This is a genomic window from Roseateles sp. P2_H4, from assembly GCF_056403315.1.
In genome coordinates this window covers 59,770-84,222 of the sequence record NZ_JBFUFR010000027.1, presented here as the reverse complement: position 1 = coordinate 84,222, position 24,453 = coordinate 59,770, and the positions used below count along the sequence as shown (strand labels likewise).

Annotated in this window: 25 protein-coding genes and 1 tRNA gene; 1 reads left to right on the top strand and 25 read right to left on the bottom strand. The window is 65.5% G+C overall.

All coding sequences use genetic code 11. The annotated features are described in order from the left end of the window. Nucleotides 1–2: 2 nt before the first annotated feature. From AC1DW3_RS20060 to rpsO, 23 genes are all read right to left on the bottom strand, one after another. Nucleotides 3–1,172, bottom strand: a complete 1,170-nt coding sequence (locus AC1DW3_RS20060; RefSeq protein WP_477934156.1) for an efflux RND transporter periplasmic adaptor subunit — start codon at nucleotides 1,170–1,172, stop codon at nucleotides 3–5. Nucleotides 1,173–1,272: 100 nt separating this feature from the next. After that, nucleotides 1,273–1,860 carry an NUDIX domain-containing protein gene (locus AC1DW3_RS20055; protein ID WP_477934154.1) on the bottom strand — a complete coding sequence of 196 codons (588 nt, stop codon included), beginning with the start codon at nucleotides 1,858–1,860 and terminating at the stop codon, nucleotides 1,273–1,275. Further along, nucleotides 1,847–2,149 carry a DUF2818 family protein gene (locus tag AC1DW3_RS20050; protein WP_477934152.1) on the bottom strand — a complete coding sequence of 101 codons (303 nt, stop codon included), beginning with the start codon at nucleotides 2,147–2,149 and terminating at the stop codon, nucleotides 1,847–1,849. The genes AC1DW3_RS20055 and AC1DW3_RS20050 overlap by 14 nt, the downstream gene beginning before the upstream one ends. A gap of 152 nt (nucleotides 2,150–2,301) precedes the next feature. Further along, a complete protein-coding gene (nuoN, locus tag AC1DW3_RS20045; protein ID WP_477934150.1) occupies nucleotides 2,302–3,783 on the bottom strand; it encodes an NADH-quinone oxidoreductase subunit NuoN in 1,482 nt (493 codons plus the stop codon). Nucleotides 3,784–3,803: 20 nt separating this feature from the next. Further along, entirely contained in the window at nucleotides 3,804–5,282 is a 1,479-nt protein-coding gene (locus AC1DW3_RS20040; RefSeq protein ID WP_477934148.1) for an NADH-quinone oxidoreductase subunit M, read from the bottom strand. A gap of 21 nt (nucleotides 5,283–5,303) precedes the next feature. Beyond that, a complete protein-coding gene (gene nuoL / locus AC1DW3_RS20035; protein ID WP_477934146.1) occupies nucleotides 5,304–7,349 on the bottom strand; it encodes an NADH-quinone oxidoreductase subunit L in 2,046 nt (681 codons plus the stop codon). Between the two features lie 12 nt (nucleotides 7,350–7,361). Beyond that, complete coding sequence (nuoK, locus tag AC1DW3_RS20030) at nucleotides 7,362–7,682, bottom strand: NADH-quinone oxidoreductase subunit NuoK (protein ID WP_056271411.1); 321 nt, start codon at nucleotides 7,680–7,682, stop codon at nucleotides 7,362–7,364. After that, nucleotides 7,679–8,332 carry an NADH-quinone oxidoreductase subunit J gene (locus tag AC1DW3_RS20025; RefSeq protein WP_477934144.1) on the bottom strand — a complete coding sequence of 218 codons (654 nt, stop codon included), beginning with the start codon at nucleotides 8,330–8,332 and terminating at the stop codon, nucleotides 7,679–7,681. Before AC1DW3_RS20025 ends, nuoK begins: the two co-directional genes overlap by 4 nt. Before the next feature lie 54 nt (nucleotides 8,333–8,386). After that, a complete protein-coding gene (gene nuoI / locus AC1DW3_RS20020; RefSeq protein ID WP_477895074.1) occupies nucleotides 8,387–8,875 on the bottom strand; it encodes an NADH-quinone oxidoreductase subunit NuoI in 489 nt (162 codons plus the stop codon). Nucleotides 8,876–8,885: 10 nt separating this feature from the next. Next, entirely contained in the window at nucleotides 8,886–9,989 is a 1,104-nt protein-coding gene (gene nuoH, locus AC1DW3_RS20015; RefSeq protein WP_477934142.1) for an NADH-quinone oxidoreductase subunit NuoH, read from the bottom strand. Between the two features lie 14 nt (nucleotides 9,990–10,003). Then, nucleotides 10,004–12,310, bottom strand: a complete 2,307-nt coding sequence (gene nuoG / locus AC1DW3_RS20010) for an NADH-quinone oxidoreductase subunit NuoG (RefSeq protein WP_477934140.1) — start codon at nucleotides 12,308–12,310, stop codon at nucleotides 10,004–10,006. 20 nt (nucleotides 12,311–12,330) lie between these two features. Beyond that, nucleotides 12,331–13,671, bottom strand: coding sequence for an NADH-quinone oxidoreductase subunit NuoF (gene nuoF, locus AC1DW3_RS20005; RefSeq protein WP_477934138.1), 1,341 nt, complete (start codon nucleotides 13,669–13,671; stop codon nucleotides 12,331–12,333). An 8-nt stretch (nucleotides 13,672–13,679) separates the two neighbouring features. Next, nucleotides 13,680–14,180 (bottom strand): NADH-quinone oxidoreductase subunit NuoE family protein, encoded by a 501-nt coding sequence (locus AC1DW3_RS20000; RefSeq protein ID WP_477934136.1) that lies wholly within the window; start codon nucleotides 14,178–14,180, stop codon nucleotides 13,680–13,682. Continuing rightward, nucleotides 14,177–15,430 carry an NADH-quinone oxidoreductase subunit D gene (locus AC1DW3_RS19995; protein WP_477934134.1) on the bottom strand — a complete coding sequence of 418 codons (1,254 nt, stop codon included), beginning with the start codon at nucleotides 15,428–15,430 and terminating at the stop codon, nucleotides 14,177–14,179. The genes AC1DW3_RS20000 and AC1DW3_RS19995 overlap by 4 nt, the downstream gene beginning before the upstream one ends. 3 nt (nucleotides 15,431–15,433) lie before the next feature. After that, a complete protein-coding gene (locus AC1DW3_RS19990; protein ID WP_477934132.1) occupies nucleotides 15,434–16,030 on the bottom strand; it encodes an NADH-quinone oxidoreductase subunit C in 597 nt (198 codons plus the stop codon). Nucleotides 16,031–16,040: 10 nt separating this feature from the next. Further along, nucleotides 16,041–16,517 carry a NuoB/complex I 20 kDa subunit family protein gene (locus AC1DW3_RS19985; RefSeq protein WP_046113908.1) on the bottom strand — a complete coding sequence of 159 codons (477 nt, stop codon included), beginning with the start codon at nucleotides 16,515–16,517 and terminating at the stop codon, nucleotides 16,041–16,043. A 33-nt stretch (nucleotides 16,518–16,550) separates the two neighbouring features. Continuing rightward, nucleotides 16,551–16,910, bottom strand: a complete 360-nt coding sequence (locus AC1DW3_RS19980) for an NADH-quinone oxidoreductase subunit A (RefSeq protein WP_477934130.1) — start codon at nucleotides 16,908–16,910, stop codon at nucleotides 16,551–16,553. A gap of 227 nt (nucleotides 16,911–17,137) precedes the next feature. After that, nucleotides 17,138–17,222: transfer RNA gene (locus AC1DW3_RS19975), tRNA-Leu, on the bottom strand. Nucleotides 17,223–17,335: 113 nt separating this feature from the next. Next, complete coding sequence (secG, locus tag AC1DW3_RS19970; protein ID WP_477934128.1) at nucleotides 17,336–17,716, bottom strand: preprotein translocase subunit SecG; 381 nt, start codon at nucleotides 17,714–17,716, stop codon at nucleotides 17,336–17,338. Nucleotides 17,717–17,931: 215 nt separating this feature from the next. Then, a complete protein-coding gene (gene tpiA, locus AC1DW3_RS19965; protein WP_477934126.1) occupies nucleotides 17,932–18,675 on the bottom strand; it encodes a triose-phosphate isomerase in 744 nt (247 codons plus the stop codon). Nucleotides 18,676–18,685: 10 nt separating this feature from the next. Next, nucleotides 18,686–19,672 carry an NAD(P)H-quinone oxidoreductase gene (locus AC1DW3_RS19960; protein ID WP_477934124.1) on the bottom strand — a complete coding sequence of 329 codons (987 nt, stop codon included), beginning with the start codon at nucleotides 19,670–19,672 and terminating at the stop codon, nucleotides 18,686–18,688. Nucleotides 19,673–19,683: 11 nt separating this feature from the next. After that, on the bottom strand, nucleotides 19,684–21,828 hold the full coding sequence (gene pnp / locus AC1DW3_RS19955; protein WP_477934122.1) for a polyribonucleotide nucleotidyltransferase: 2,145 nt from the start codon (nucleotides 21,826–21,828) through the stop codon (nucleotides 19,684–19,686). A 205-nt stretch (nucleotides 21,829–22,033) separates the two neighbouring features. Next, nucleotides 22,034–22,300, bottom strand: a complete 267-nt coding sequence (gene rpsO / locus AC1DW3_RS19950; RefSeq protein ID WP_477934120.1) for a 30S ribosomal protein S15 — start codon at nucleotides 22,298–22,300, stop codon at nucleotides 22,034–22,036. Between the two features lie 378 nt (nucleotides 22,301–22,678). Between rpsO and AC1DW3_RS19945 the strand changes: the two genes are divergently transcribed. Beyond that, nucleotides 22,679–23,074, top strand: a complete 396-nt coding sequence (locus tag AC1DW3_RS19945) for an Hsp20/alpha crystallin family protein (protein ID WP_477934118.1) — start codon at nucleotides 22,679–22,681, stop codon at nucleotides 23,072–23,074. On the opposite strand, the gene tsaD is transcribed toward AC1DW3_RS19945, so the two are convergent. Both tsaD and fdx read right to left on the bottom strand, forming a co-directional pair. Further along, a complete protein-coding gene (gene tsaD, locus AC1DW3_RS19940; RefSeq protein ID WP_477934226.1) occupies nucleotides 23,071–24,105 on the bottom strand; it encodes a tRNA (adenosine(37)-N6)-threonylcarbamoyltransferase complex transferase subunit TsaD in 1,035 nt (344 codons plus the stop codon). The genes AC1DW3_RS19945 and tsaD overlap by 4 nt on opposite strands. A 5-nt stretch (nucleotides 24,106–24,110) precedes the next feature. Next, a complete protein-coding gene (gene fdx / locus AC1DW3_RS19935) occupies nucleotides 24,111–24,449 on the bottom strand; it encodes an ISC system 2Fe-2S type ferredoxin (RefSeq protein ID WP_056196904.1) in 339 nt (112 codons plus the stop codon). Nucleotides 24,450–24,453: the final 4 nt, after the last annotated feature.

The following is a 24,453-nucleotide window of genomic DNA, read 5'->3' as shown; positions in this document are numbered from 1 at the left end:
GCTTACTTGCTGGCGGTGGGCGTGGGCGCCGCGCCGGGCGTGACGGCCGAGGCCGCACCGGCGCCGGCCGTGACGCGCTGCAGCGGCGCGCCGTCGACCAGGTTGCCGGTGGGCGCACGCAGCACCTGGTCACCCAGGGCCAGGCCGGCAGCGATGACGACCTCGCCGCGGCGGTCATCACGCTCGCCCAGGGTCACATTGACCTTCTTCAACTGGTTGCCCTCGACCTTCCAGACATAGGCCGCATCGCCCTGGCGTTGCACCGAGCCCTCGGCCAGCACCAGCGCCTTGCGCTCGGCGCTCTCGACGCGGCCTTCGGCATAGAGGCCGGAGACCTGGGGCGCCTTGGCGCGGTCGTTGAACTCGGCGATGAGTTCGACCTGGCGGGTTGTCGCATTGGCGGCCGCGTCGATGCGGGCCAGCTTGCCGCGGAACTCCGCGTCGCCAAAGCCGTTGATGCGGAAGGCCACCGGCTGGCCGAGCTTGAGCTCGCCCAGGCGGTCGGCCGAGACCTGGCCTTCGAAGCGCATGGACGCCGGGTCGATGACCTTGATGAGCTCGCGGCCGATCTGCACGGTGTCGCCGACGGAAATCTTGCGTTCGCTGACGACGCCATCGAACGGTGCGCGCACCTCGGTACGCGAGACCTGCTGGCGGGCCGTGACGGCGCGCGCCTTGGCCGCGGCCAGCTCGCTCTGGGCCGAATTGCGGCGCACCTCGGCGTCTTCCAGGCCTTGCATGGAAATCATGCCCTGCTGGTTCAGCGTCTTCTGGCGGGCCAGCACGCGTTCCGTCTGCTCGAAGCTCTGCTGGGCGGCGCGCAGAGCCTCCTCGGCGGAGGTCAGGCCGTCGCGGATGGAGGTGGGGTCGAGGCGGATGATGAGATCACCCGCGCGCACGCGTTCGCCGTTGTCCTTGGCGACCTGCAGCACGACGGCGGCCACTTCGGCACGCAGGTCGGCGCGGCGGGCCGGCTGGATGGCGCCGGTGATGACGGGGGCACCGATCAGGCCGCTTTGGCCCACCTGGCGCAGATCCTCCGGCGCCAAAAGCAGCGGCGCGGCGGCCGGCTTCGCGGCGGCCTTGGCATCGTCAGGCTTGCCGCCCTTGCCGCAGGCGGTGAGGGCCAGGGCCAGTGTCAGGACGGTCAGGATCGGCGTTGCACGCGTCATGGAGAGAAGCTTTCTGCGGTGGAAAGGTTTTCGGGCGGCTCAAACGCCTGAGCTTAACGGTCTGGCAACAGTTCGCCAGAGGTCATGCACTGAAAAAGGATCAGGCGCGCTGCCAATCCAGCGGCCAGGCACCCTGCTGCCAGCGCTGCAGCCACAGCAGGCCGATCAGCGTCTTGGCGTCGGTCAGTTCGCCCTGGGCGGCGAGGCGGTCGAGATCCTCGACCGTGTGCGTGACGAGTTCGAGAAACTCGCCGTCATCCAGCTGTTGCACGCCCCTCGTGAGGCCGCGTGCGAAGTAGATGTGGATGCCTTCGTCCGAGTAGGCGATGGCGTTGTGCAGTACGCCGGCGTAAGCCCACTCGGTGGCGCTGCAGCCGGTCTCCTCGAGCAGCTCGCGCTGCCCGCAGGCGAGTGGGTCCTCGCCGGCGTCGAGCTTGCCGGCCGGGAACTCCAGCATCACGCGGCCCATGGGGTAGCGGTACTGACGCTCCATCAGCAGCCGGCCATCGTCGAGCAACGGCACGACCATGACGGCGCCGGGGTGGCGAATGTACTCGCGGTGGGCGGCGCGACCGTCGGGCAGCGCGACGCGGTCGCGGCGCACATCGAGGAAATGGCCGGCGTAGACCTGGCTGCCTTCGATCAGGCGTTCGACGAGATGCTCGTCTGAGGCATCAGAGGTGGCCACGGCGCAGATACCTCCAGACGAAGCCGGGAAAGCCCAGCGTGATGAAGAGGCAGGTTGCCGCCGCGTAGAACTCCCAGCCCTGGGCCTGGCGCTGGCCGATGCGGGCTTCCAGCAGCGAGCCAAGGCCGAAGGTCAGCACGGCCATCAGCACCAGTTCCAGCAGCCGCCACCAGGCCGCCTTGGGCGCCTGGCGCGGGCCGACGAGCAGCACGCGCTCATTGAAGTAAGGCAGGTTGGCCGCGACGACGGCCACGGCCAGGACCAGCCAGACGGCGACCGATTGATCCATCAACTTGCGGGCCGAGCGACGGGCCGCTCCCTAGCCGGCCCGCTCTGGCGATGTGCTTGCGGCTCAATGCCGGAAGCATCGCCGTCCCCTCGGGGGACCGGCCAGGACCGTCCGCGTCCAGCGGCGCGGTCGTGGACGAGGGGCTGTGCCATTCAGGTCGCCAGGGCCTGGCGGATCGCGACCTTGCACAGCTCCAGCAGGCCACCCGGCAGCAGGCCGAAGACCAGCACGGCGGCGCCGTTGAGCGTCATGACGAAGCGCACGTCGGCCGGCGCGGCCAGCGGGGCCGTATCGGTCGGGGCGTCGAAGAACATGACCTTGACGATGCGCAGGTAGTAGAAGGCGCCGACCAGCGACACGACGACGGCGAAGCCGGCCAGCCACAGGTAGAACGGCAGCTGCGTGGCGACCAGGGCCTGCAGCACGGCGAGCTTGGCGTAGAAGCCCACGGTCGGCGGCACGCCGGCCAGAGAGAACATGAACAGCGTCATGACCAGCGCGAACCAGGGGCTGCGCTTGCCCAGGCCGGCCAGGTCCTTGATCTCTTCGGCCTCATGGCCCTGGCGCGACAGCAGGATGACCATGCCGAAGGTGCCCAGCGTCGTCAGCACATAGGTGACGACATAGAACATCGCCGAGCTGTAGGCATTGGTGCCCCAGGTCGTGCTGTCGTTGACGACGCCGGCGGTCATGCCCAGCAGCATGAAGCCCATGTTGGCGATGGTCGAGTAGGCCAGCATGCGCTTCAGATTGGTCTGGGCGATGGCCGCCAGGTTGCCGATGAGCAGCGACATGACGGACAGCACGACCAGCATCTGCTGCCAGTCCACGGCCAGGCCGCTCATGCCTTCGACGAGCAGGCGCACGGTGATGGCGAAGGCGGCCAGCTTGGGCGCGCCGCCGATCAGCAGCGTGACAGCGGTCGGTGCGCCCTGGTAGACGTCGGGCACCCACATATGGAAGGGCGCGGCGCCGAGCTTGAAGGCCAGGCCGGCCACGACGAAGACGGTGCCGAAGACCAGCACGCTCTTGTTCGGGATGCCCTGGGAGATGACATTGAAGACTTCGGGGATGGTCAGCGAGCCGGTGGCGCCGTACATCATCGACAGGCCGTACAGCAGGAAGCCGCTGGCCAGCGCGCCGAGCACGAAATACTTCATGGCCGCCTCGGTCGACACCGCGTGGTCGCGGCGCAGCGCCACCAGCGCGTACAGCGACAGGCTCATCAGTTCCAGGCCGAGATAGACGACCAGGAAGTTGTTGGCCGACAGCATCACGTTGATGCCCAGCAGCGCGAACAGGCTGAGGATGAAGAGCTCACCCTTGAGCATCTCGCGCGAGGCCGCGTAGGGGCGCGCATAGACCAGCGTGATCAGCGTGGCCACACAGGCGAAGCCGGCCAGCAGATGGCCCATGGGGTCGGCGACCACCATGTCCTGCATGGCATAGCTGGTCAGGCCGGCGTTGAAGTAGCTGAAGTGCAGGCCACCCACGACGACCAGCGTCAGCTGGGTCAGCCAGTAGGTCGGACGGCGCTGTTCGTCGGTGACCCACAGATCCACGAGGGCGACCACGCAGCCCATCGCCAGCAGCAGGATTTCGGGATAGATCGCGAGCCAGTTCATGTCGTTCATTGTTTTGCCTCTGCTCGAGATCAGGCCGGGATCTTGCTGAGCGCCACGTGCTTGAGCAGCTCGGTGACCGAGTTGTGCATCACGTCGGTGAAGGGCTTGGGATAGAGGCCCATGTACAGCGTCGCCACGGCCAGCAGGCCGAGCATGAGGAATTCGCGACCGTTGATGTCGGTCAGCGCGCGCACGTCGTCGTTGGCGATGTCGCCGAAATAGACGCGCTTGATCATCCACAGCGTGTAGGCCGCGCCGAAGACCAGCGCCGTCGCCGCGATGCCGCCGAGCCAGAAATTGGCCTTGACGGTGCCGAGGATGACCATCCACTCGCCGACGAAGCCGGCCGTGGCGGGCAGGCCGCAGTTGGCCATGCCGAAGAAGACGGCGAAGGCGGCGAACTTGGGCATGGTGTTGACGACACCGCCATAAGAAGCGATCTCACGCGAATGCACGCGGTCGTAGAGCACGCCGATGCACAGGAACATCGCGCCCGACACGAAGCCGTGCGAGATCATCTGCACCAGGCCGCCGGAGACACCGAGTTCGTTGAAGATGAAGAAGCCCAGCGTCACGAAGCCCATGTGGGCGRTGGACGAATAGGCCACCAGCTTCTTCATGTCCTTCTGCACCAGGGCCACCAGGCCGATGTAGACGACGGCGATCAGCGACAGCGCGATGATGAGCCAGGCCCATTGACGGGCGGCGTCCGGCGCGATCGGCAGCGAGAAGCGCAGGAAGCCGTAGCAGCCCAGCTTCAGCATGATGGCGGCCAGCACGACCGAGCCACCGGTGGGCGCCTCGACGTGGGCGTCGGGCAGCCAGGTGTGCACCGGCCACATCGGCACCTTGACCGAGAAGGCGGCCAGGAAGGCGAAGAACAGCCAGGTCTGGGCACCACCGGTCAGCGGCAGCTTGTGCCAGGTCTGGATGTCGAAGCTGCCGCCGGGAACCTGGGAGTACAGGTAGAGCAGCGCGATCAGCATCAGCAGCGAACCGGCCAGCGTGTACAGGAAGAACTTGAAGGCCGCGTAGACGCGGTTCGGTCCGCCCCAGACGCCGATGATGATGTACATCGGGATCAGCGTGGCCTCGAAGAACACGTAGAACAGCATGCCGTCCAGCGCGCTGAACACGCCCACCATCAGCCCCGACAGGATCAGGAAGGCGCCCATGTACTGGTTGACGCGGGTCTCGATGACCTCCCAGGCCGAGATGACGACGATGATGGTGATGAAGGCCGTCAGCGGCACGAACCACATCGAGATGCCGTCCACTCCCAGGTGGTAGCTGATGTTGAAGCGCTCGACCCAGGGCTGGTTCTCGACGAACTGCATCGCTGCCGTCGTCGTGTCGAAGCCGGTGATCAGCGGGATGGTGACGAGGAAGCTCGCCACGGCCGCGACCAGGGCCAGCCAGCGCACGGCGTGCGCCTGCTCGTCGCGCCCGAGCGCCAGCAGCAGTGCGCCGCAGGCAATGGGCAGAAAAATCGCAAGACTCAGCAACATTCTTGTTCTCCGCCTCTTCGCTCAGAACCCGATGAGGGCATTGAACTGGGGCTTGATATAGGGCCAGAGCTGCCAGGTCATCAGTCCCGTGACGCCAAGGATCATGACGAGGGCGTACCAGTAGAGATAACCGCTCTGCAGACGGCGCACCAGGCCCGCAATGCCGCCGACGGTCTTGACAGAGCCATTGATGATGACGCCGTCGATCAGGCCGGCATCGCCCCCCTTCCACAGGCCCATGCCGATGAGGCGTGCAGCGCGGGCGAGGATGTTCTCGTTGATCCAGTCCATGAAGTATTTGTTCTCCAGGACGATGATCAGCGGGCGCAGCACCTTGGCCAGCGTGGCCGGGATGCTCGGAGCCACCATGTAGAACACATAGGCGGTCACGACGCCGGACAGGGCCAGCCAGAACGGCAGCGCGGTCAGGCCATGCAGGGCCATCGCGGCAGCGCCGTGGAATTCATGCGCCAGTTCCTCCATCGCCGGGTGGGCGTGCAGGTTGACGATGATGGCGTCCTTGAAGAAGTCGCCGAACAGCATCGGCTGGATCGTCATGAAGCCGATGACGACCGACGGGATGGCCAGCAGCACCAGCGGCGCGGTGACGACCCAGGGCGACTCGTGCGGCACGTGCGCGTGGCCGTGGTCACCATGGTCATCGTCGTGATGATCATGCTCGCCCGGGAAGGGCTTGTGGTGGAAGTTCTCCTTGCCGTGGAAGACGAGGAAGTACATCCGGAAGGAATAGAAGGCCGTCACGAACACGCCGACGATGACGGCGAAGTAGGCGAAGTGCGCACCCGGCAGATGGCTGGCGTGCACGGCCTCGATGATGGAGTCCTTGGAATAGAAGCCCGAGAACAGCGGTGTGCCGATCAGCGCCAGCGAACCCAGCAGCGACGTGATCCAGGTGATGGGCATGTACTTGCGCAGGCCGCCCATGTTGCGGATGTCCTGGTCGTGGTGCATGCCGATGATGACGGAGCCGGCACCGAGGAACAGCAGGGCCTTGAAGAAGGCATGCGTCATCAGGTGGAAGACGGCGACCGAATAGGCCGAGGCGCCCAGGGCCACCGTCATGTAGCCGAGCTGGGACAGCGTCGAGTACGCAACGACACGCTTGATGTCGTTCTGGATGATGCCCAGGAAGCCCATGAACAGCGCCGTGATCGCGCCGATGACGAGCACGAAGTTCAGCGCCGTGTCGCTCAGCTCGAACAGCGGCGACATGCGCGCCACCATGAAGATGCCGGCCGTCACCATCGTTGCCGCGTGGATCAGCGCGGAGATGGGCGTCGGGCCTTCCATGGAGTCGGGCAGCCAGACGTGCAGCGGGAACTGCGCGCTCTTGCCCATGGCGCCGATGAACAGGCAGATGCAGGCGACCGTCAACAGCATCCAGTCCGTGCCGGGGAAGATCATCTTCGACAGGATCTCGGACTTGGCGAAGATCTCGACGTAGTTCAGCGAGCCGCCGAAGGCCACCAGCAGGCCGATGCCCAGGATGAAGCCGAAGTCACCGACCCGGTTCACCAGGAAGGCCTTCATGTTGGCGAAGATGGCCGTCGGTTTCTTGTACCAGAAGCCGATCAGCAGATAGGACACCAGGCCCACCGCTTCCCAGCCGAAGAACAGCTGCAGCATGTTGTTGCTCATGACGAGCATCAGCATGCTGAAGGTGAACAGCGAGATGTAAGAGAAGAAGCGCTGGTAGCCGTCGTCCTCTTCCATGTAGCCGATGGTGTAGATGTGCACCATCAGCGACACGAAGGTCACGACGCACATCATCATGGCCGTCAGGCCGTCGATGAGGAAGCCGACCTCCATCTTCAGCTCGCCGAGCGTCATCCACTCGTAGACGGTGGCGTTGAAGCGCGCGCCGTCGACGGCAACGCTGTACAGCGTCATGGCCGAGATGATGAAGGCGATGAGGACGCCGAGGATGGTGACCACGTGCGAGCCGCGGCGGCCCACCGTCTTGCCGAAGAAGCCGGCCACGATGGCGCCCGCGAGCGGCGCCAGCGGCACCGTCAGCAACAGGTTCTGGGAGAGTTGTGCAGACATCTTGTTGTGTCCTCAGCCCTTGAGAGCGTCGAGCTCTTCGACATTGATGCTGGCGCGGTTGCGGAACAGCACGACCAGGATGGCCAGGCCGATGGCCGATTCGGCCGCCGCGACGGTCAGGATGAAGAAGACGAAGACCTGGCCGCCCATGTCGCCCAGATAGTGCGAGAAGGCGACGAAGTTCATGTTGACCGCCAGCAGCATCAGCTCGATGGCCATCAGCAGCACGATCAGGTTCTTGCGGTTCAGGAAGATGCCGATCACCGACAGCGCGAACAGCATCGCGCCGAGCGTCAGGAAATGGCCCAGGGTCAGTCCAGCGGCGCCGATCATGCCTGGCCTCCTTTGGTGGGTGCGGCAGCAGATTCGGGGGCGACGGCGGGCGTGGCCACGGTCGGCGCCATCTTGACGATCTTCAGGCGCTGGGCCTTGGTGACCTTGACCTGCTCGGACGGGTCCATGGCGCGCGAATCCTTGCGGCGGCGCAGCGTCAGCGCGATGGCCGCGACGATGGCCACCAGCAGCAGCACGGCGGCGATCTGCAGCGGGTAGAGGTAGGCCGTGTAGATCTCGATGCCCAGCAGCTTGGTGTTACCCATCTGGATCTGGGCTGCGGTGGCCACCGGCGCATCGGACAGCTGGAAGCCACCCATCAGCACGATGCCCATCTCGAAGGCGATCAGCGCGCCGACGACGGCCGCCAGCGGCAGATGCTTCCAGAAGCCCTCACGAATGCTGTCCGTGTTCAGGTCCAGCATCATGACGACGAACAGGAACAGCACCATGACGGCGCCGATGTAGACGAGCACCAGCGCAATCGCCAGGAACTCGGCCTTCAGCAGCATCCAGAGGCAGGACGCCGTGAAGAAGGACAGGATGAGGAAGAGCGCGGCATGCACGGTGCTGCGCGCCGTGATGACACGGAACGAACTCACCAGCAGGATGCCGGAGAAGACGTAGAAGAGGATGGTCTTGATGTCCATACGTATCCAGGCCAGCTGAGCTGGACCGCGGTGCGCCCTGCGGCGCGCCGGCGATCAGCGGTACTTGGCGTCGGCCTCCTTCTGGGCTGCGATTTCTGCCTCGTACTTGTCACCCACAGCCAGCAGCATGTCCTTGGTGAAGTACAGGTCGCCGCGCTTTTCGCCGTGATATTCGAAGATGCTGGTCTCGACGATGGAGTCCACCGGGCAGCTTTCTTCGCAGAAGCCGCAGAAGATGCACTTGGTCAGGTCGATGTCGTAGCGCGTCGTGCGGCGGCTGCCGTCGGCACGCACGTCGCTCTCGATGGTGATGGCCATCGCCGGGCAGACGGCCTCGCAGAGCTTGCAGGCGATGCAGCGCTCTTCACCGTTCTCGTAGCGGCGCAGCGCATGCAGGCCGCGGAAGCGCGGGCTCAGCGGCGTCTTCTCTTCCGGGAACTGGACGGTGATGTTGCGGGAGAGGAAATGCCTCCCGGTCAGCTTCATCCCCTTGAGCAGTTCCCAGAGGAAAAACGTCTTCGCGAAATTCGTGATTGCAGTCATGGTCGCCGCCTCACTTCCAGATGTTGTACGGAGCCGGCAATTGCATCCAGGCACCGACAACGACCAGCCAGATCAGCGTGATGGGAATGAAGATCTTCCAGCCCAGACGCATGATCTGGTCGTAGCGGAAGCGCGGGAACGTGGCGCGCACCCACAGGAAGGTCGTGACGACGAAGAAGGTCTTGCCGAACAGCCAGGCCCAATTCCAGAACGCCATCGTGTGCTGGATGAAGGCCGGCGTCTCCATGCCGAAAAGGCTCCAGGAGATCGGTGCACTCCAGCCGCCCAGGAACATGAGCACGGCCAGGGCCGACACCAGGATCATGTTGGCGTACTCGGCCAGGAAGAACATCGCGAACGACATGCCCGAGTACTCGATCATGTGGCCGGCGACGATTTCCGATTCGCCTTCGACGACGTCGAAGGGGTGGCGGTTGGTTTCAGCCAGGCCGGAGATGAAGTACACGATGAAGATGGGGAACAGCGGCAGCCAGTTCCACGACAGCAGCGGCACGCCGTGGGCCGCGAACCAGCCGCGCTCCTGCACCTGCACGACCTCGGTCATGTTCAGGCTGCCGGTCACCATCAGCACGACGACGAGGGCAAAGCCCATCGCGATCTCATACGAGACCATCTGGGCCGAGGCGCGCAGTGCGCCCAGGAAGGCGTACTTCGAATTCGACGCCCAGCCGGCGATGATGACGCCGTAGACCTCGAGCGAGGTGATGGCCATCAGGTACAGCAGGCCGGCATTGACGTTGGCCACGGCGGCATCCGGGCCGAAGGGCACGACGGCCCAGGCGGCCAGCGCCGGCATGATGGTCATGACCGGTCCGAGGAAGAACAGGCCCTTGCTGGCGGCGGTGGGTTTGATGATCTCCTTGAAGATCAGCTTGACCGCATCGGCGATGGGGGTCAGCAGGCCGTAGGGGCCGACGCGGTTCGGGCCCGGGCGGATCTGCGACCAGCCGATGGCCTTGCGCTCCCACAGCGTCAGGTAGGCGACGCAGATCATCAGCGGCGCCACGACCACGATGATCTTGATCAGGCTCCACACCAGGGGCCACAGGGCCCCCAGCAGCGACGCGCCTTGTTGGTAGAGGGTGTCGATCATTCTTGTCAGCTCCCTCAGACCTTGCTGATGTTGAGCGTGCCGAAGGCAGCACCCAACGCGGCGGTTTGTGCGAGGCCGGCGGGCACGCGGGCCACGCCTTCCGGCAGGCCGGCTTCGAGGCGGGCGGGCAGTTGGGCGGCGCCACCATCCTGCACGACGCGAACCTGGTCGCCTTCAGCCAAGCCAAGCTGTTGCCACAGGCTGCTGGGCAGACCGACCGTGGCGGCTTCGCGGCCGTCGGTGGTCAGCTGCAGCGACGTGGAGTTGCGCACCAGCGCGTCGGTCGCGTAGATGGGCAGGTTGCCGAAGCGCTCGACGCCCTCACCCTTGGCCGCGACTTGCGGTGCGGCCGAGGTGGTGTTGGACAGGCGGGCAGCGATGTCGCCACCCAGGGCCTGTTCGCGGACCTGCTCGGAGCTGTCCTGGTCGAAACCGGCCAAGCCGAGCAGATTGCCCAGCACGCGCAGCACCTTCCAGCCCGGACGCGTCTCGGCCAGCGGGCGCACGACGCCGACAAAGCTCTGCAGACGGCCCTCGGCGTTGACGAATGAGCCCGAGGTCTCGGTGAAGGGCGCGACGGGCAGCAGCACGTCGGCGTATTCGAGGCCGGTCTTGAACGGGCTCAGCACGACGACCATCTCGGCCGCGTCCAACGCCTTGGCGGCGGCGGCGGCGTTGGCGGAGTCGAGCACCGGATCGGTGTTCAGCAGCAGCGCGGCCTTCAGCGACGTGCCGCTCAGCATCTGGCCGGCGTTCAGGCCGTCGATCTGCGGCTGGGCCTTCACGAGCTGCGCGCCGACACTGTTGGCGGCGGCCGTCAGATAGCCGACGCTGGCGCCGGTCTGCTGGCCAATCCACTGCGCCAGCGCCAGCAGGCTGGCGGCCTGCGGGTGTTCGGCGGCGGCATTGCCGAGCAGGATGGCCTTCTTCTGGCCGGACGCGAGGCTGGCGGCGATGGCCTTGGCTTCATCCGTGGCCGTACCGGCGAGCGGCGCGCCAGCGCCAATGGCGGCGGCGACGTCGGCCAGGGCTTGCACCCAGCCCGAAGGCGCGACGGAGGTCGAGCCGGCAAGCGGCATCAGCCAGTCATCGCTGCTCAGGCCGACGCGATGCACGGCGGCACCGCGGCGCGCGGCGTGGCGCAGGCGGGCGGCGAACAGCGGGTGGTCCTTGCGCAGGTTCGAACCCACGACCAGCGCACGGTCCAGCTCGGACAGGCTGGCGATGCTGGTACCCAGCCAACGCGCCTGACCAGCGGCTGCGGCATTGCCGAAGTCACTGTGGCGCAGGCGGTGGTCGATGTTGTCGCTGCCCAGGCCGCGCACGAGTTGTGCCAGCAAGTGCAGCTCTTCCACCGTGCTGTGGGCTGAGCCCAGCGCGCCGATGGACGCTGCACCGTGGTCGGCCTTGATGGTCTTCAGGCCGTTGGCGATGTATTCCAGCGCCGTCGTCCAGTCGACCTGCTTCCAGGCGCCGCCCTGCTTGATCATGGGCGCGGTCAGGCGCTGGTCGCTGTTCAGCGCTTCATAGCTGAAGCGGTCGCGGTCGGCGATCCAGCATTCGTTGACGTCTTCGTTCTCCAGCGGCACGACGCGCAGGACCTGGTGGTTCTTGACCTGGACGATCAGGTTGGCACCGGTCGAATCGTGCGGGCTGACGCTCTTGCGGCGCGACAGCTCCCAGGTGCGGGCGCTGTAGCGGAAGGGCTTGCTGGTCAGCGCACCGACCGGGCAGATGTCGATCATGTTGCCCGACAGCTCGGAGTCCACCGTGCGGCCGACGAAGGTCTGGATCTCGCTGTGCTCGCCGCGGTGGGCCATGCCCAGCTCCATCTGGCCGGCGATCTCCTGGCCGAAGCGCACGCAGCGCGTGCAGTGGATGCAGCGGCTCATCTCTTCCATCGAGATCAGCGGACCCACGTTCTTGTGAAAGACGACGCGCTTCTCTTCGGTGTAGCGGCTTTTTCCTGCACCGTAGCCGACGGCCAGGTCCTGCAGCTGGCACTCGCCGCCCTGGTCGCAGATCGGGCARTCCAGCGGGTGGTTGATCAGCAGGAATTCCATGACGCCCTGCTGGGCCTTGATCGCCTTGTCGCTCTTGGTGCGGACGATCATGCCCTGCGTGACCGGCGTCGCGCAGGCCGGCATGGGCTTGGGCGCCTTCTCCACATCCACCAGGCACATGCGGCAGTTGGCCGCGATGCTGAGCTTCTTGTGATAGCAGAAGTGCGGGATGTAGGTGCCGGCCTTCTCGGCGGCATGCATGACCATGCTGCCTTCCAGGACCGAGACCTTCTGACCGTCGAGTTCGATTTCAACCATGGTGGTGTTTCTCTAGGCGCTCAGGTCGGAGCCACCAGGGGCTTCTTGTGTTCAATCAGGTGCACGAACTCGTGCTTGAAATGCTTGATCATGGCGCGCACGGGCATCGCGGCAGCGTCGCCCAGCGCGCAGATCGTGCGGCCCTGGATGTTGTCGGCCACCGAGTTCAGCAGGTCGATGTCCTCTGCCCTGCCCTCGCCGTGATAGATGCGCTCCAGCACGCGGTGCATCCAGCCCGTGCCTTCGCGGCAGGGCGTGCACTGGCCGCAGGACTCGTGGGCATAGAAATAGGACAGGCGCAGCAGGCTCTGCACCATGCAGCGCGAGTCGTCGAGGACGATGACGGCGCCCGAGCCCAGCATGGAGCCGGCCTTGGCGATGGAGTCATAGTCCATCGTGCACTGCATCATCACGTCGGCCGGCAGCACCGGCGCGGACGAGCCGCCAGGAATGACGGCCTTGAGCTTGCGGCCCTTGCGCACGCCACCGGCCAGCTCGAGCAGCTTCTCGAAGGACGTGCCCAGCGGCACCTCGAAGTTGCCGGGCTTCTCGACATCACCCGACACCGAGAACAGCTTGGTGCCGCCGTTGTTGGGCTTGCCGATCTCCAGGTAGGCCTGGCCGCCGTTGCGGATGATCCAGGGAACCGCCGCGAAGGTCTCGGTGTTGTTGATCGTCGTGGGCTTGCCGTACAGGCCGAAGCTGGCCGGGAACGGCGGCTTGAAGCGCGGCTGGCCCTTCTTGCCTTCCAGCGATTCCAGCAGCGCAGTCTCTTCGCCGCAGATGTAGGCGCCGAAACCATGGTGGCCGTGCAGCTGGAAGCTGTAGTCCGAACCCATGATCTTGTCGCCGAGGTAACCAGCGGCGCGGGCCTCTTCCAGGGCTGCTTCGAAGCGCTCGTAGACCTCGAAGATCTCGCCGTGGATGTAGTTGTAGCCGACCTTGATGCCCATCGCATAGGCGGCGATGGCCATGCCCTCGATGACCTGGTGCGGGTTGAACATCAGCAGGTCGCGGTCCTTGCAGGTGCCCGGCTCGCCTTCGTCGGAATTGCAGACGAGGTACTTCTGGCCCGGGAACTGGCGGGGCATGAAGCTCCACTTCAGGCCCGTGGGGAAGCCGGCGCCGCCGCGGCCGCGCAGGGCCGAGGTCTTCACTTCGGCGATGACCTGGTCGGGCGTCAGGCCTTCGCCACCGTCCTTGCCGAGGATCTTGCGCAGGGCTGCATAGCCACCGCGGGCTTCATAGTCCTTGATCGACCAGTTCTTGCCGTCCAGGTCCGCGTAGATCTGCGGGCTGATGTGGCGACCGTGGAAACAGGTCTCGGCGCCGGTGGCTTGGAATTTGGAAAGGTCCAGCATCGTCGTCCTCAGGCCTTGGCTGCTTCAGACCGCAGCACGTCGACGAGTTCGTCCAGGCGCTCGGTCGTCATGAAGCTCAACATCTGGCGGTCATTCACCAGCATCACCGGCGAGTCGGCGCAGGCGCCCAGGCACTCGCTCTTCTGCACGGTAAAGAGGCCGTCGGCCGTCGTGCCGCCCTGCTCGATGCCGAGCTTGCTGCACAGATGGTCCATGGCCTTCTGGCCGTCACGCAGCTGGCAGGGCAGGTTCGCGCAGACGTTCAGCTTGAACTTGGCCGTCGGGCGCTGGTTGAACATGTTGTAGAAGGTCGTCACCTCGTAGACCGCAATGGTCGGCATGCCGAGGTGGGCGGCGATCACGTCTTCTGCCGCGCGGGACACGAAGCCCTCTTCCTGCTGCACGATGGCCAGGCAGGCCATGACGGCAGACTGGCGCATCTCGTAGGGGTACTTGGCGACCTCGCGGTCGAAGCGCGCGCGGGTGGCGTCAGAGAGTTGGTAGCTCATCGATCAATCTCGCCGAACACGATGTCCATGGTGCCGATGATGGCGACGGCGTCCGCAATCATGTGGCCGCGACCCATCTCATCCAGCGCCGCCAGATGGGCAAAGCCCGGCGGGCGAATCTTCAGGCGGTAGGGCTTGTTGGCGCCGTCGCTGATCATGTAGATGCCGAACTCGCCCTTGGGGTGCTCGACGGCCGCATAGGCCTCGCCCTCGGGCACGTGGAAGCCCTCGGTGAAGAGCTTGAAGTGGTGGATCAGCTCTTCCATGTTGGACTTCATGTCCACGCGCGAAGGCGGCGCCACCTTGTGGTTGTCGGTGATGACCGGGCCGGGATTGGCACGCAGCCAGGCCGAGCACTGCTGGATGATGCGGTTGGACTGGCGCATCTCTTCCACGCGCACGACATAGCGGTCGTAGGTGTCGCCGTTGGTGCCGATGGGGATGTCGAAGTCCAGCTTGTCGTAGACGTCGTAGGGCTGCTTCTTGCGCAAGTCCCAGGCGATGCCGGAGCCGCGCAGCATGGGGCCGGTGAAGCCCAGGTTCAGCGCGCGCTCGGGCGACACGACGCCGATGCCGACCGTGCGCTGCTTCCAGATGCGGTTGTCGGTCAGCAGCGTTTCGTAGTCGTCGACGTTCTTGGGGAAACGCGCGCAGAAGTCGTCGATGAAGTCCAGCAGCGAGCCCTGGCGGTTCTCGTTGAGGCGATCGATGTCCTTCTTGTTGCGGATCTTGCTGGCCTTGTGCTGCGGCATCGTGTCCGGCAGGTCGCGGTAGACGCCGCCCGGCCGAAAGTAGGCCGCGTGCATGCGCGCGCCCGAGACTGCCTCGTACATGTCGAACAGGTCTTCGCGCTCGCGGAAGCAGTAGATGAGCACATTCATCGCACCGCAGTCCAGGCCGTGCGCGCCCAGCCACATCAGGTGGTTCAGCAGGCGCGTGATCTCCGCGAACATCACGCGGATGTACTGCGCACGGACCGGCACGTCGACGCCCAGCATCTTCTCGATGGCCAGGCAGTAGGCTTGCTCGTTGGCCATCATCGACACGTAGTCGAGGCGGTCCATATAGGGCAGCGACTGGATGTAGGTCTTGCTCTCGGCAAGCTTCTCGGTCGCGCGGTGCAGCAGGCCGATATGCGGGTCGGCGCGCTGGATGACTTCGCCGTCCAGCTCCAGCACCAGGCGCAGCACGCCGTGCGCGGCCGGATGCTGCGGACCGAAGTTGAGGGTGTAGTTCTTGATTTCGGCCATGGTTCAGAGCCCGCCGTACTTGTCTTCGCGAATGATGCGAGGCGTGATTTCACGCGGCTCGATGGTCACCGGCTGGTAGATGACTCGCTTCTGCTCGGCGTCGTAGCGCATCTCGACATGACCCGACACAGGGAAGTCCTTGCGCATCGGGTGGCCGATGAAGCCGTAGTCGGTCAGGATGCGGCGCAGGTCGCTGTGGCCGTCAAAGATGACGCCATACATGTCGAAGGCCTCGCGCTCAAACCAGTTGGCGGCACTCCACACCTCGGTGACCGAGGCCACGCAGGGGAAGTCGTCGTCGGTGGCGAACACCTTCAGGCGCAGGCGCCAGTTCTTGCTGACCGACAGCAGGTGGCTGACGACGGCATAGCGCTGGCCTTCCCAGGCGCCGTCGCCAAAGCCGCTGTAGTCGACGCCGCAGAGGTCGATCAACTGCTCAAGCTTGAGCTCGGGGTGGTCGCGCAGCGTCGTCGCGACTTCGAGGTAGTCGGCCGCGCGCACGGTCAGCGTCAGTTCGCCCAGGGCGTTCTTCAGCTCGACGACGCGCTCGCCAAGGACGGCACCAACTTGCTGGGCCAGGGTTTCGAGATTCAGGCTCATACCTTGGCGCTCAGCGTGCAATGGTGTTTTCGCGGCGGATCTTGGCCTGCAGCTGCAGGATGCCGTAGAGCAGCGCCTCGGCCGTCGGCGGGCAGCCGGGCACGTAGACGTCCACCGGCACGATGCGGTCGCAGCCGCGCACGACGGAATAGCTGTAGTGGTAGTAGCCGCCGCCATTGGCGCAGGAGCCCATCGAGAGCACCCAGCGCGGCTCGGCCATCTGGTCGTAGACCTTGCGCAGGGCCGGCGCCATCTTGTTGCACAGCGTGCCGGCCACGATCATCAGATCGGACTGACGCGGGCTGGGACGGAACAGCATGCCGAAGCGGTCGATGTCGTAGCGCGCGGCACCCGCATGCATCATCTCGACTGCACAGCAGGCCAGGCCAAACGTCATCGGCCACAGCGAGCCGGTCTTGGACCAGTTGATGAGCTTGTCGACCGAGGTGGTGACAAAGCCCTCTTTCAGGACGCCTTCAATACCCATTTCGAATTCCCAGCAGCGTGTTTGGCGTAGCGCTTATTCCCAGTCCAGGGCGCCTTTTTTCCACTCGTAGGCGAAGCCGACGACCAGAATGCCGAGGAAGATCATCATCGCCCAGAAGCCCGTTGCACCGATTTCCTTGAGCGCCACGGCCCAGGGGAACAGGAAGGCGATTTCCAGGTCGAAAAGAATGAACAGGATGGCGACGAGGTAGTACCGCACATCGAATTTGATGCGCGCGTCTTCAAAGGCCTCGAAGCCGCATTCGTAGGGGGAGTTCTTGGCCTTGTCCGGCCGATTGGGCCCGAGCAGCGCGCCGAGCACCTGGGGTGCGATCCCGACTACTGCGCCGACCAAGATGAAGAGGATGACGGGCAGGTATTGTTCGAGATTCATCTGGGCTTTCTCGGTCGACTAGAACGTCTCTTCGTCCACGCGGCCCCTGCGCGAGCAGGGCACAAAAGCAAACAGGCGCGCCACCAGCGAATCGAAAGAACTCGCTCGCGGATCGCGCCCGCCTTGAACCTTGCGTCGGTCAACCCAGCTCCAGGCTGGGCAACCTAGCGACAGGCCGCTTTGGCTGATTCCCGCATCAGGACCAACGGGAATGCTAGCCGATTGTCTGGTGCCGTCGGCGAGACTCGAACTCGCACAGCTTTCGCCACTACCCCCTCAAGATAGCGTGTCTACCAATTTCACCACGACGGCAGGTACTCAAATATGCCTGGCAACCCAAGGAGGGAAGGCCTGCCAGACAGCCTCGAATTCTATACCGGGAATTAGGGGTGTCCCGGTGAGGAGACGAGGTTTTTAGTCGGTCTTCAGTTGGGCGCGGCGGACGCGGCCACCGAAGCCGCGGCAGCCGGCGCGACGACGGCGCCAGGGATGGCGGCGGCACCCGAAGCGGCGGGCGCGACGACGGCGGCGCGGTCCAGCACGCTGTCGGCGCTCGACGCGGCCGGGCGGCTGTTGGACAGGAAGGCCAGGCCCAGCGTGCAACCGAAGAACAGCGTGGCCGCGACGGCCGTGCTGCGCGACAGGAAGTTGGCACTGCCGGTGGCGCCAAACAGGCTGCCCGAAGCGCCGCTGCCAAAGGAGGCGCCCATGTCGGCACCCTTGCCGTGCTGCACCAGCACCAGACCAATGATCGCCAGAGCCGAGAGCAACTGAACGATCAACACCAGATTCGCAAAGACCTGCATTCCAAACACTCCATCAAAACTCAATGACGCCGCCGCTCCATGCGGCAGGCGCCGGGACACTTCAGTTATTTCCGGGCCGAGCGCTGGGCCGCTCCCGAGCCGGCCCGCCTGAGGCTGCTTGCGGCCCAACGCCGCAGGCGGCCTCGTCCCCGCGGGGGACCGACCAGGTTGGCGCGCGTTCAGCGCCGCAAGACTGGGCGAGGGGCTGCTTCATTTCAGTGGGCTGCCGCGCGGCAGATGGCGGCAAAGTCGGCCACCTTCAACGAAGCACCGCCAATCAGGCCACCGTCGATATCAGCCTGCGAGAACAGCTCGGCTGCGTTGTCGGCCTTGACGCTGCCGCCGTAGAGGATGCGCATGGCACCGGACTTGTCCGTCGCCGCATGCAGCTGGGCACGCAGCACGGCATGCACCGCTTGCGCTTCGGCAGGCGTGGCGGTCAGGCCGGTGCCGATGGCCCAGACGGGCTCGTAGGCGACGACCATTTCGCCGGTGCAGTGACCCAGCGTGTGGATGACCGCCGCCAGCTGGCGCTTGACGACGGCTTCAGTCTGGCCAGCCTCGCGCTCGGCGCGGGTTTCGCCGACGCAGACGATGGGCGTCACGCCATGGGCCAGCGCAGCCTTGGCCTTGTCGGCAACGAGCTGGTCACTCTCCGCGTGATAGGCACGGCGCTCCGAATGACCCACGATGGCGTAGCGGCAGCCGACGTCGGCCAGCATCGCGCTGGACACCTCGCCGGTGTAGGCGCCTTGCTCGTGCGAGGAGCAGTCCTGCGAGCCGTAGGCAATGGACGCGCCGGTCAGCGCGAGCGCCGTCTCGGCGATGTAGAGAAACGGCACGCAGACGGCGACGTCGGCGTTCCAGGGGCCGGCTTCCTTGAGGCCGGCGAGCAACTGGGCAGTGGCAGCGCGGCTGCCATGCATCTTCCAGTTACCCACGACGAGTTTTCTTCTCATGTCGACTCCATCACCAGTTCAGCACGATCTTGCCGACGTGCTGGTTCGATTCCATCAGCGCATGCGCCTCGGCCGCGTTGGCAGCCGGCAGCTCGCGATACACCACGGGCTTGACTAGCCCCGCCTCGATCAGCGGCCAGACCTTGTCGCGCAACGAGCGCGCGAGCTGGGCCTTGAAGGCCACGGAACGCGGGCGCAGCGTCGAGCCGGTGATCGTGAGGCGCTTGCGCAGCACGAGGCCGGCATCGATCTCAGCCTTCACACCGCCCTGCACGGCGATCAATGCCAGGCGACCATCCTCGGCCAGCGCCTGCACGCCGCGGCCAATGTAGTCGCCAGCCACCATGTCCAGGATCACGTCGACACCGCGACCGCCGGTGGCGGCCTTGGCTTCGGCGACGAAATCCTGTTCGCGGTAGTTGATCGCCACATCGGCACCCAGCACCTTGCAGGCTTCGGCCTTGTCGGCGCTGCCCACCGTCACCAGCACACGCGCACCCAGCGCCTTGGCGATCTGGATGGCCGTCACGCCGATGCCGCTGGAGCCGCCATGGATCAGCAGCGTCTCGCCCGATTGCAGGCCCGCGCGGTCGAACACGTTCGCCCACACGGTGAAGCAGGTTTCAGGCAGCGTCGCCGCCTGCGTCAGCGTCCAACCCTTGGGCACCGGCAGGCATTGGCCGACAGGCGCGGTGCACAGCTCGGCATAGCCGCCGCCGTTGACCAGCGCGCAGACTTTGTCACCCAGCTTGAAGCCATGCGCGGCCAGCGCCTGGACATCGCCCGCGACGATCTCGCCAGCAACCTCCAGCCCTGGCAGATCGCTCGCGCCGGGCGGCGGCGGGTAAGCGCCCTTGCGCTGCAGCACGTCCGGCCGATTGATGCCGGAAGCTGCAACGCGGATCAGGCACTCGCCCGAGCCCGCGACTGGATCTGGCCGTTCGGCCAGTTCCAGCACCTCGGGCCCGCCGGGGCGGGTGATCGCGATGGCTTTCATCGCTGCAGCGTTTACTCCGCGGCCGGGGCGTCAGCAGCCGGAGCCACCGGAGCCGGTGCGGCCTCGCGGTCGATCAGCGCCTTCATCGACAGCTTGATGCGACCCTTCTCGTCCGTCTCCAGCACCTTGACCTTGACGATCTGGCCTTCGCTCAGGAAGTCGGTGACCTTCTCGACGCGCTGGTGGGCGATCTGGCTGATGTGCAGCAGGCCGTCCTTGCCGGGCAGCAGGTTCACGAGAGCACCGAAGTCCAGGATCTTGGTGATCGGGCCTTCGTAGACCTTGCCGACTTCGACTTCGGCCGTGATTTCCTGGATGCGCYTCTTGGCCAGTTCGGCCTTGTCAGCGTCCGTCGAGGCGATGGTGATGGTGCCGTCTTCGCCGATGTCGATGGTCGTGCCGGTCTCTTCGGTCAGCGCACGGATGGTCGAGCCGCCCTTGCCGATGACGTCACGGATCTTCTCCGGGTTGATCTTCATCGTGTACAGACGCGGCGCGAACTGCGACACCTCGGTATTGGCGCTGCCCATGGCTTCGGTCATCTTGCCGAGGATGTGCAGGCGGGCTTCCTTGGCTTGCGCCAGGGCGACCTGCATGATTTCCTTGGTGATGCCCTGGATCTTGATGTCCATCTGCAGGGCGGTGATGCCGGTCGTCGTGCCGGCCACCTTGAAGTCCATGTCGCCCAGGTGATCTTCGTCACCCAAGATGTCGGTCAGCACGGCGAAGCGGTTGGCGTCCTTGATCAGGCCCATGGCGATGCCGGCCACGTGGGCCTTCATCGGCACGCCGGCGTCCATCAGTGCCAGGCAGCCGCCGCAGACGGAAGCCATCGACGAAGAGCCGTTGGACTCGGTGATTTCGGAGACGACGCGCAGCGAGTAGGGGAAGTCTTCCTTGCTCGGCAGCGCGGCGATCAGCGCGCGCTTGGCCAGGCGGCCGTGGCCGATTTCGCGGCGCTTCGGCGAACCCACACGACCCGTCTCGCCGGTGGCGAAGGGGGGCATGTTGTAGTGCATCATGAAGCGGTCCTCGAACTCGCCGTCCAGCGCGTCGATGCGCTGGGCGTCACGGTCCGTGCCCAGGGTCGCGATGACCAGGGCCTGCGTCTCGCCGCGCGTGAACAGCGCCGAGCCGTGGGTGCGCGGCAGGATGCCGTTGCGGATTTCGATGGGACGCACGGTGCGGGTGTCGCGGCCGTCGATGCGGGGCTCGCCGGCCAGGATCTGGCTGCGGACGATGCGGGCTTCGATCTCGAACAGCAGACCTTCGACCTCGACCTTGTCGAAAGCGACGCCTTCGTCCTTCAGCGCGGCGAAGACGCTGGACGTCACGGCGCGGCAGGCTTGCGTGCGGGCCTGCTTGGAGCGGATCTGGTAGGCCTCGCGCAGCGGACCTTCGGCGAGGCCGTTGACCTTGGCGATGAAGGCTTCGTCCTTGGCGGGCGCGGTCCAGGTCCAGGTCGGCTTGCCGGCGTCGCGCACCAGGTCGTTGATCGCGGCGATGGCGACATTGCCTTGCTCGTGACCGAAGACAACGGCGCCGAGCATGATTTCTTCCGACAGGCCCGAAGCTTCGGATTCAACCATCAGCACGGCGCTTTGCGTGCCGGCGACGACCAGGTCCATCTGGCTGTTGACCAGCTCCGACTTGGCGGGGTTCAGCAGGTACTCGCCGTTCACATAGCCCACGCGGGCGGCGCCGATCGGGCCGTTGAACGGGATGCCGGAGATGGCCAGCGCGGCGGACGTGCCGATCAGGGCGGCGATGTCGGCCTGCACTTCAGGGTTCAGGCTCACCACGTGGATGACGACCTGGACTTCATTGAAGAAGCCTTCCGGGAACAGCGGGCGGATCGGGCGGTCGATCAAGCGGCTGGTCAGCGTCTCATGCTCGCTGGGGCGGCCTTCACGCTTGAAGAAGCTGCCGGGGATCTTGCCGGCGGCGTAGGTCTTTTCGAGGTAGTCGACGGTCAGCGGGAAGAAGTCCTGGCCGGCCTTGGCTTCGGTCTTGGCGACCACGGTGGCCAGCACGACGGTGCCTTCGATGTTGACGAGGACGGCGCCGGTGGACTGGCGGGCGACTTCACCCGTTTCCAGCACGACGTTGTGGCGGCCCCATTGGAAGGACTTCGTGACCTTGTTGAAAATGGACATGCTCATCTCCTGGTTGTGGTGGGTGCGGGGGCACCCGAGGGAACCGGGAACGAGACTGGGTTTGGTCCAGATGCCATTCCAGGGCGGCTCAACAAACCGTCTTGGAATGATCCGACACCACGTCAGCTCGGTTCCGGCAGATAGATGGACAAAGAGCCTGTACTGGGCTAATGGACCAGACAGGCTCCTCGTGGATTGGCGGGAATTACTTGCGCAGGCCCAGCTTGGCGATCAGCGCGACATAACGGCTGGAGTCAACGCGCTTCAGGTAGGCCAGCAGGCTCTTGCGGGTGTTGACCATCTTCAGCAGACCGCGACGACCGTGGTGGTCCTTGGCGTGGGTCTTGAAGTGGGGGGTCAGATCGTTGATGCGGGCGGTCAGCAGGGCGACCTGGACTTCCGGCGAGCCGGTGTCATTGGCGCTGCGCGCGTTGGCCTTGACGATTTCGGCCTTCTTGTCGGCGACGGACATTTTGTTTTCCAAAAGGTTTCGGAAGTCCGGCCGGGCAAGGCACAACTGCTGGTGCTGCCGCAGACGGTTTCCGGGGTTGACTTGCGGACAAGGGGGAAACCGCCCCTAGCCGTGCTAAATGTTCTGCACCGTGAAGCGCAAAACCTGCGGATTCTATCCCAAAGCGGCGGGAGACCCAAACCGCGGCAGGCCAAGCGGGCGGACGTGGGGCACGCAACGAGGGTTTCAAGAGCCCAAACCGCCCTGCCCTGCAAATGCGTGACATCTCTGCGCCAACGCAAAAACAGCCCTTGAAGCGCCCTCGCATCGCCACATCTCTGGGTCATCGGGTGCTGCTCCCGACTGGTTCAGCAGCGCAACCACTGGAGTTTCTTCACCATGTTCTATCTGACCCACCCCCGCCACGTTGCCCGCGCCCTGCGCCAGTTCGACGCCGACAGCAATGCCGCCCGCAGCCCGGCGCTGGACGTTTCTGAGGACGACAAGGCCTACCGCGTCACCGTCGACATGCCCGGCGTGGCCAAGGAGGCCGTCAAGGTTCGCATCGAAGGCCGCCGCGTGAACGTCGAAACCGTCACGCCGGAGAGCGAAGCCGCCACCGACGGCTCGCGCCTGCTGTACAGCGAGCGCCGCGCCGCCCGCTACGCCCGCAGCTTCTCGCTGCCGGTCGAGATCGACCAGACGCAATCGGAAGCCCGCTTCGAGAACGGCGTGCTGACGCTGAACCTGGTCAAGCGTGTCGCCGAGAACGGCGGCCAGCTGACGGTCAACTAAGCCGACGTCAGTTCCCAGCGCGGACGGACTTCAAAGCCGCCGTCCTGCCTCGGGTTGGCCATGCCGCGCTGCACCCGCAGCGCGGCGGCCATCGCGATCATGGCGCCGTTGTCGGTGCACAGAGCCAGCTCGGGATAGTGCACACGCACGCCCCGCTTGGCGCAGGCGGCGTTCAGTTGCTCACGCAGCTTCGTGTTTGCACCGACACCGCCGGCAACGACGAGGCGCTTCAGGCCGGTCATCTTCAAGGCCAGCAGCGATTTCTTCACCAGCACCTCGACGATGGCTTCCTGCGTCGCCGCAGCGAGATCGGCCTTGGTCTGCTCGCAGGGTGAATCACCGATCTTCTTCACCTGCGTCAGCACTGCCGTCTTCAGGCCGGCAAAGCTGAAGTCCGGCTTGCCGCTGTGCAGCAGCGGGCGCGGCAGCGTGAAAGCCGCGGGGTTGCCGAACTCGGCCATGCGCGCCAGGTGCGGGCCACCCGGGTAAGGCAGGCCGAGCAGCTTGGCGCTCTTGTCAAAGGCCTCGCCGGCGGCGTCATCGATGGTTTCGCCAAGGATCTCGTAGCTGCCCACATCGTCCACGCGCATCAACTGCGTGTGGCCGCCGCTGACCAGCAGCGCGACGAAAGGGAATTCCGGCGGATCGGCCGACAGGAAGGGCGACAGCAGATGCCCTTCCAGGTGATGGATGGGCAGGGCCGGCACATCCAGCGCGGCGGCCAGCGACACGGCCACGCCAGCGCCGACAAGCAACGCGCCTGCGAGGCCAGGGCCCTGCGTGTAGGCGATCAGGTCGATGTCATGCAGCGCCAGGCCGGCCTGCGACAGCACCTCGCGCGTCAGCGGCAGCACGCGGCGCACATGGTCGCGCGAGGCGAGCTCGGGCACGACGCCGCCATAGGCCTGGTGCATCGTGATCTGGCTGTGCAGCGCCTGCGCCACCAGCTTCGGCGGCGCATTGCCATCGATCTCGACAAGCGCAACCCCGGTCTCGTCGCAGGACGACTCGAACCCCAGGATGCGCCGCACGGAGGTCACTTGCCTTCCTTGGCGTGGTTGATCGAGTACTTGGGAATCTCGACCGTCACATCCTGCTGGCGCAGCAGCGCCTGGCAGGACAGGCGCGAGTCGGGCTCCAGCCCCCAGGCGCGGTCGAGCATGTCCTCTTCGTCTTCTTCCATCTCGCTCAGCGAACGGCCGCCTTCGCGCACGATGACGTGGCAGGTCGTGCAGGCGCAGACCTGGTCGCAGGCATGCTCGATGTGGATGTCGTTGGCCAGCAAGGCTTCGCAGATCGACGTGCCGGGCGTCGCCGTGATGCTGGCGCCGTCGGGGCAGTACTCGGCGTGGGGAAGGATCTTGATGACGGGCATGTCA

Excerpts from the sequence above, each read along its gene's own strand:
- AC1DW3_RS20060 (WP_477934156.1), bottom strand. The coding sequence starts at position 1,172 with ATGACGCGTGCAACGCCGATCCTGACCGTCCTGACACTGGCCCTGGCC.
- AC1DW3_RS20050 (WP_477934152.1), bottom strand. The coding sequence starts at position 2,149 with ATGGATCAATCGGTCGCCGTCTGGCTGGTCCTGGCCGTGGCCGTCGTC.
- nuoN (WP_477934150.1), bottom strand. The coding sequence starts at position 3,783 with ATGAACGACATGAACTGGCTCGCGATCTATCCCGAAATCCTGCTGCTG.
- nuoL (WP_477934146.1), bottom strand. The coding sequence starts at position 7,349 with ATGTCTGCACAACTCTCCCAGAACCTGTTGCTGACGGTGCCGCTGGCG.
- nuoK (WP_056271411.1), bottom strand. The coding sequence starts at position 7,682 with ATGATCGGCGCCGCTGGACTGACCCTGGGCCATTTCCTGACGCTCGGC.
- AC1DW3_RS20025 (WP_477934144.1), bottom strand. The coding sequence starts at position 8,332 with ATGGACATCAAGACCATCCTCTTCTACGTCTTCTCCGGCATCCTGCTG.
- nuoI (WP_477895074.1), bottom strand. The coding sequence starts at position 8,875 with ATGACTGCAATCACGAATTTCGCGAAGACGTTTTTCCTCTGGGAACTG.
- nuoH (WP_477934142.1), bottom strand. The coding sequence starts at position 9,989 with ATGATCGACACCCTCTACCAACAAGGCGCGTCGCTGCTGGGGGCCCTG.
- nuoF (WP_477934138.1), bottom strand. The coding sequence starts at position 13,671 with ATGCTGGACCTTTCCAAATTCCAAGCCACCGGCGCCGAGACCTGTTTC.
- AC1DW3_RS20000 (WP_477934136.1), bottom strand. The coding sequence starts at position 14,180 with ATGAGCTACCAACTCTCTGACGCCACCCGCGCGCGCTTCGACCGCGAG.
- AC1DW3_RS19995 (WP_477934134.1), bottom strand. The coding sequence starts at position 15,430 with ATGGCCGAAATCAAGAACTACACCCTCAACTTCGGTCCGCAGCATCCG.
- AC1DW3_RS19990 (WP_477934132.1), bottom strand. The coding sequence starts at position 16,030 with ATGAGCCTGAATCTCGAAACCCTGGCCCAGCAAGTTGGTGCCGTCCTT.
- AC1DW3_RS19985 (WP_046113908.1), bottom strand. The coding sequence starts at position 16,517 with ATGGGTATTGAAGGCGTCCTGAAAGAGGGCTTTGTCACCACCTCGGTC.
- AC1DW3_RS19980 (WP_477934130.1), bottom strand. The coding sequence starts at position 16,910 with ATGAATCTCGAACAATACCTGCCCGTCATCCTCTTCATCTTGGTCGGC.
- secG (WP_477934128.1), bottom strand. The coding sequence starts at position 17,716 with ATGCAGGTCTTTGCGAATCTGGTGTTGATCGTTCAGTTGCTCTCGGCT.
- tpiA (WP_477934126.1), bottom strand. The coding sequence starts at position 18,675 with ATGAGAAGAAAACTCGTCGTGGGTAACTGGAAGATGCATGGCAGCCGC.
- AC1DW3_RS19960 (WP_477934124.1), bottom strand. The coding sequence starts at position 19,672 with ATGAAAGCCATCGCGATCACCCGCCCCGGCGGGCCCGAGGTGCTGGAA.
- rpsO (WP_477934120.1), bottom strand. The coding sequence starts at position 22,300 with ATGTCCGTCGCCGACAAGAAGGCCGAAATCGTCAAGGCCAACGCGCGC.
- AC1DW3_RS19945 (WP_477934118.1), top strand. The coding sequence starts at position 22,679 with ATGTTCTATCTGACCCACCCCCGCCACGTTGCCCGCGCCCTGCGCCAG.
- fdx (WP_056196904.1), bottom strand. The coding sequence starts at position 24,449 with ATGCCCGTCATCAAGATCCTTCCCCACGCCGAGTACTGCCCCGACGGC.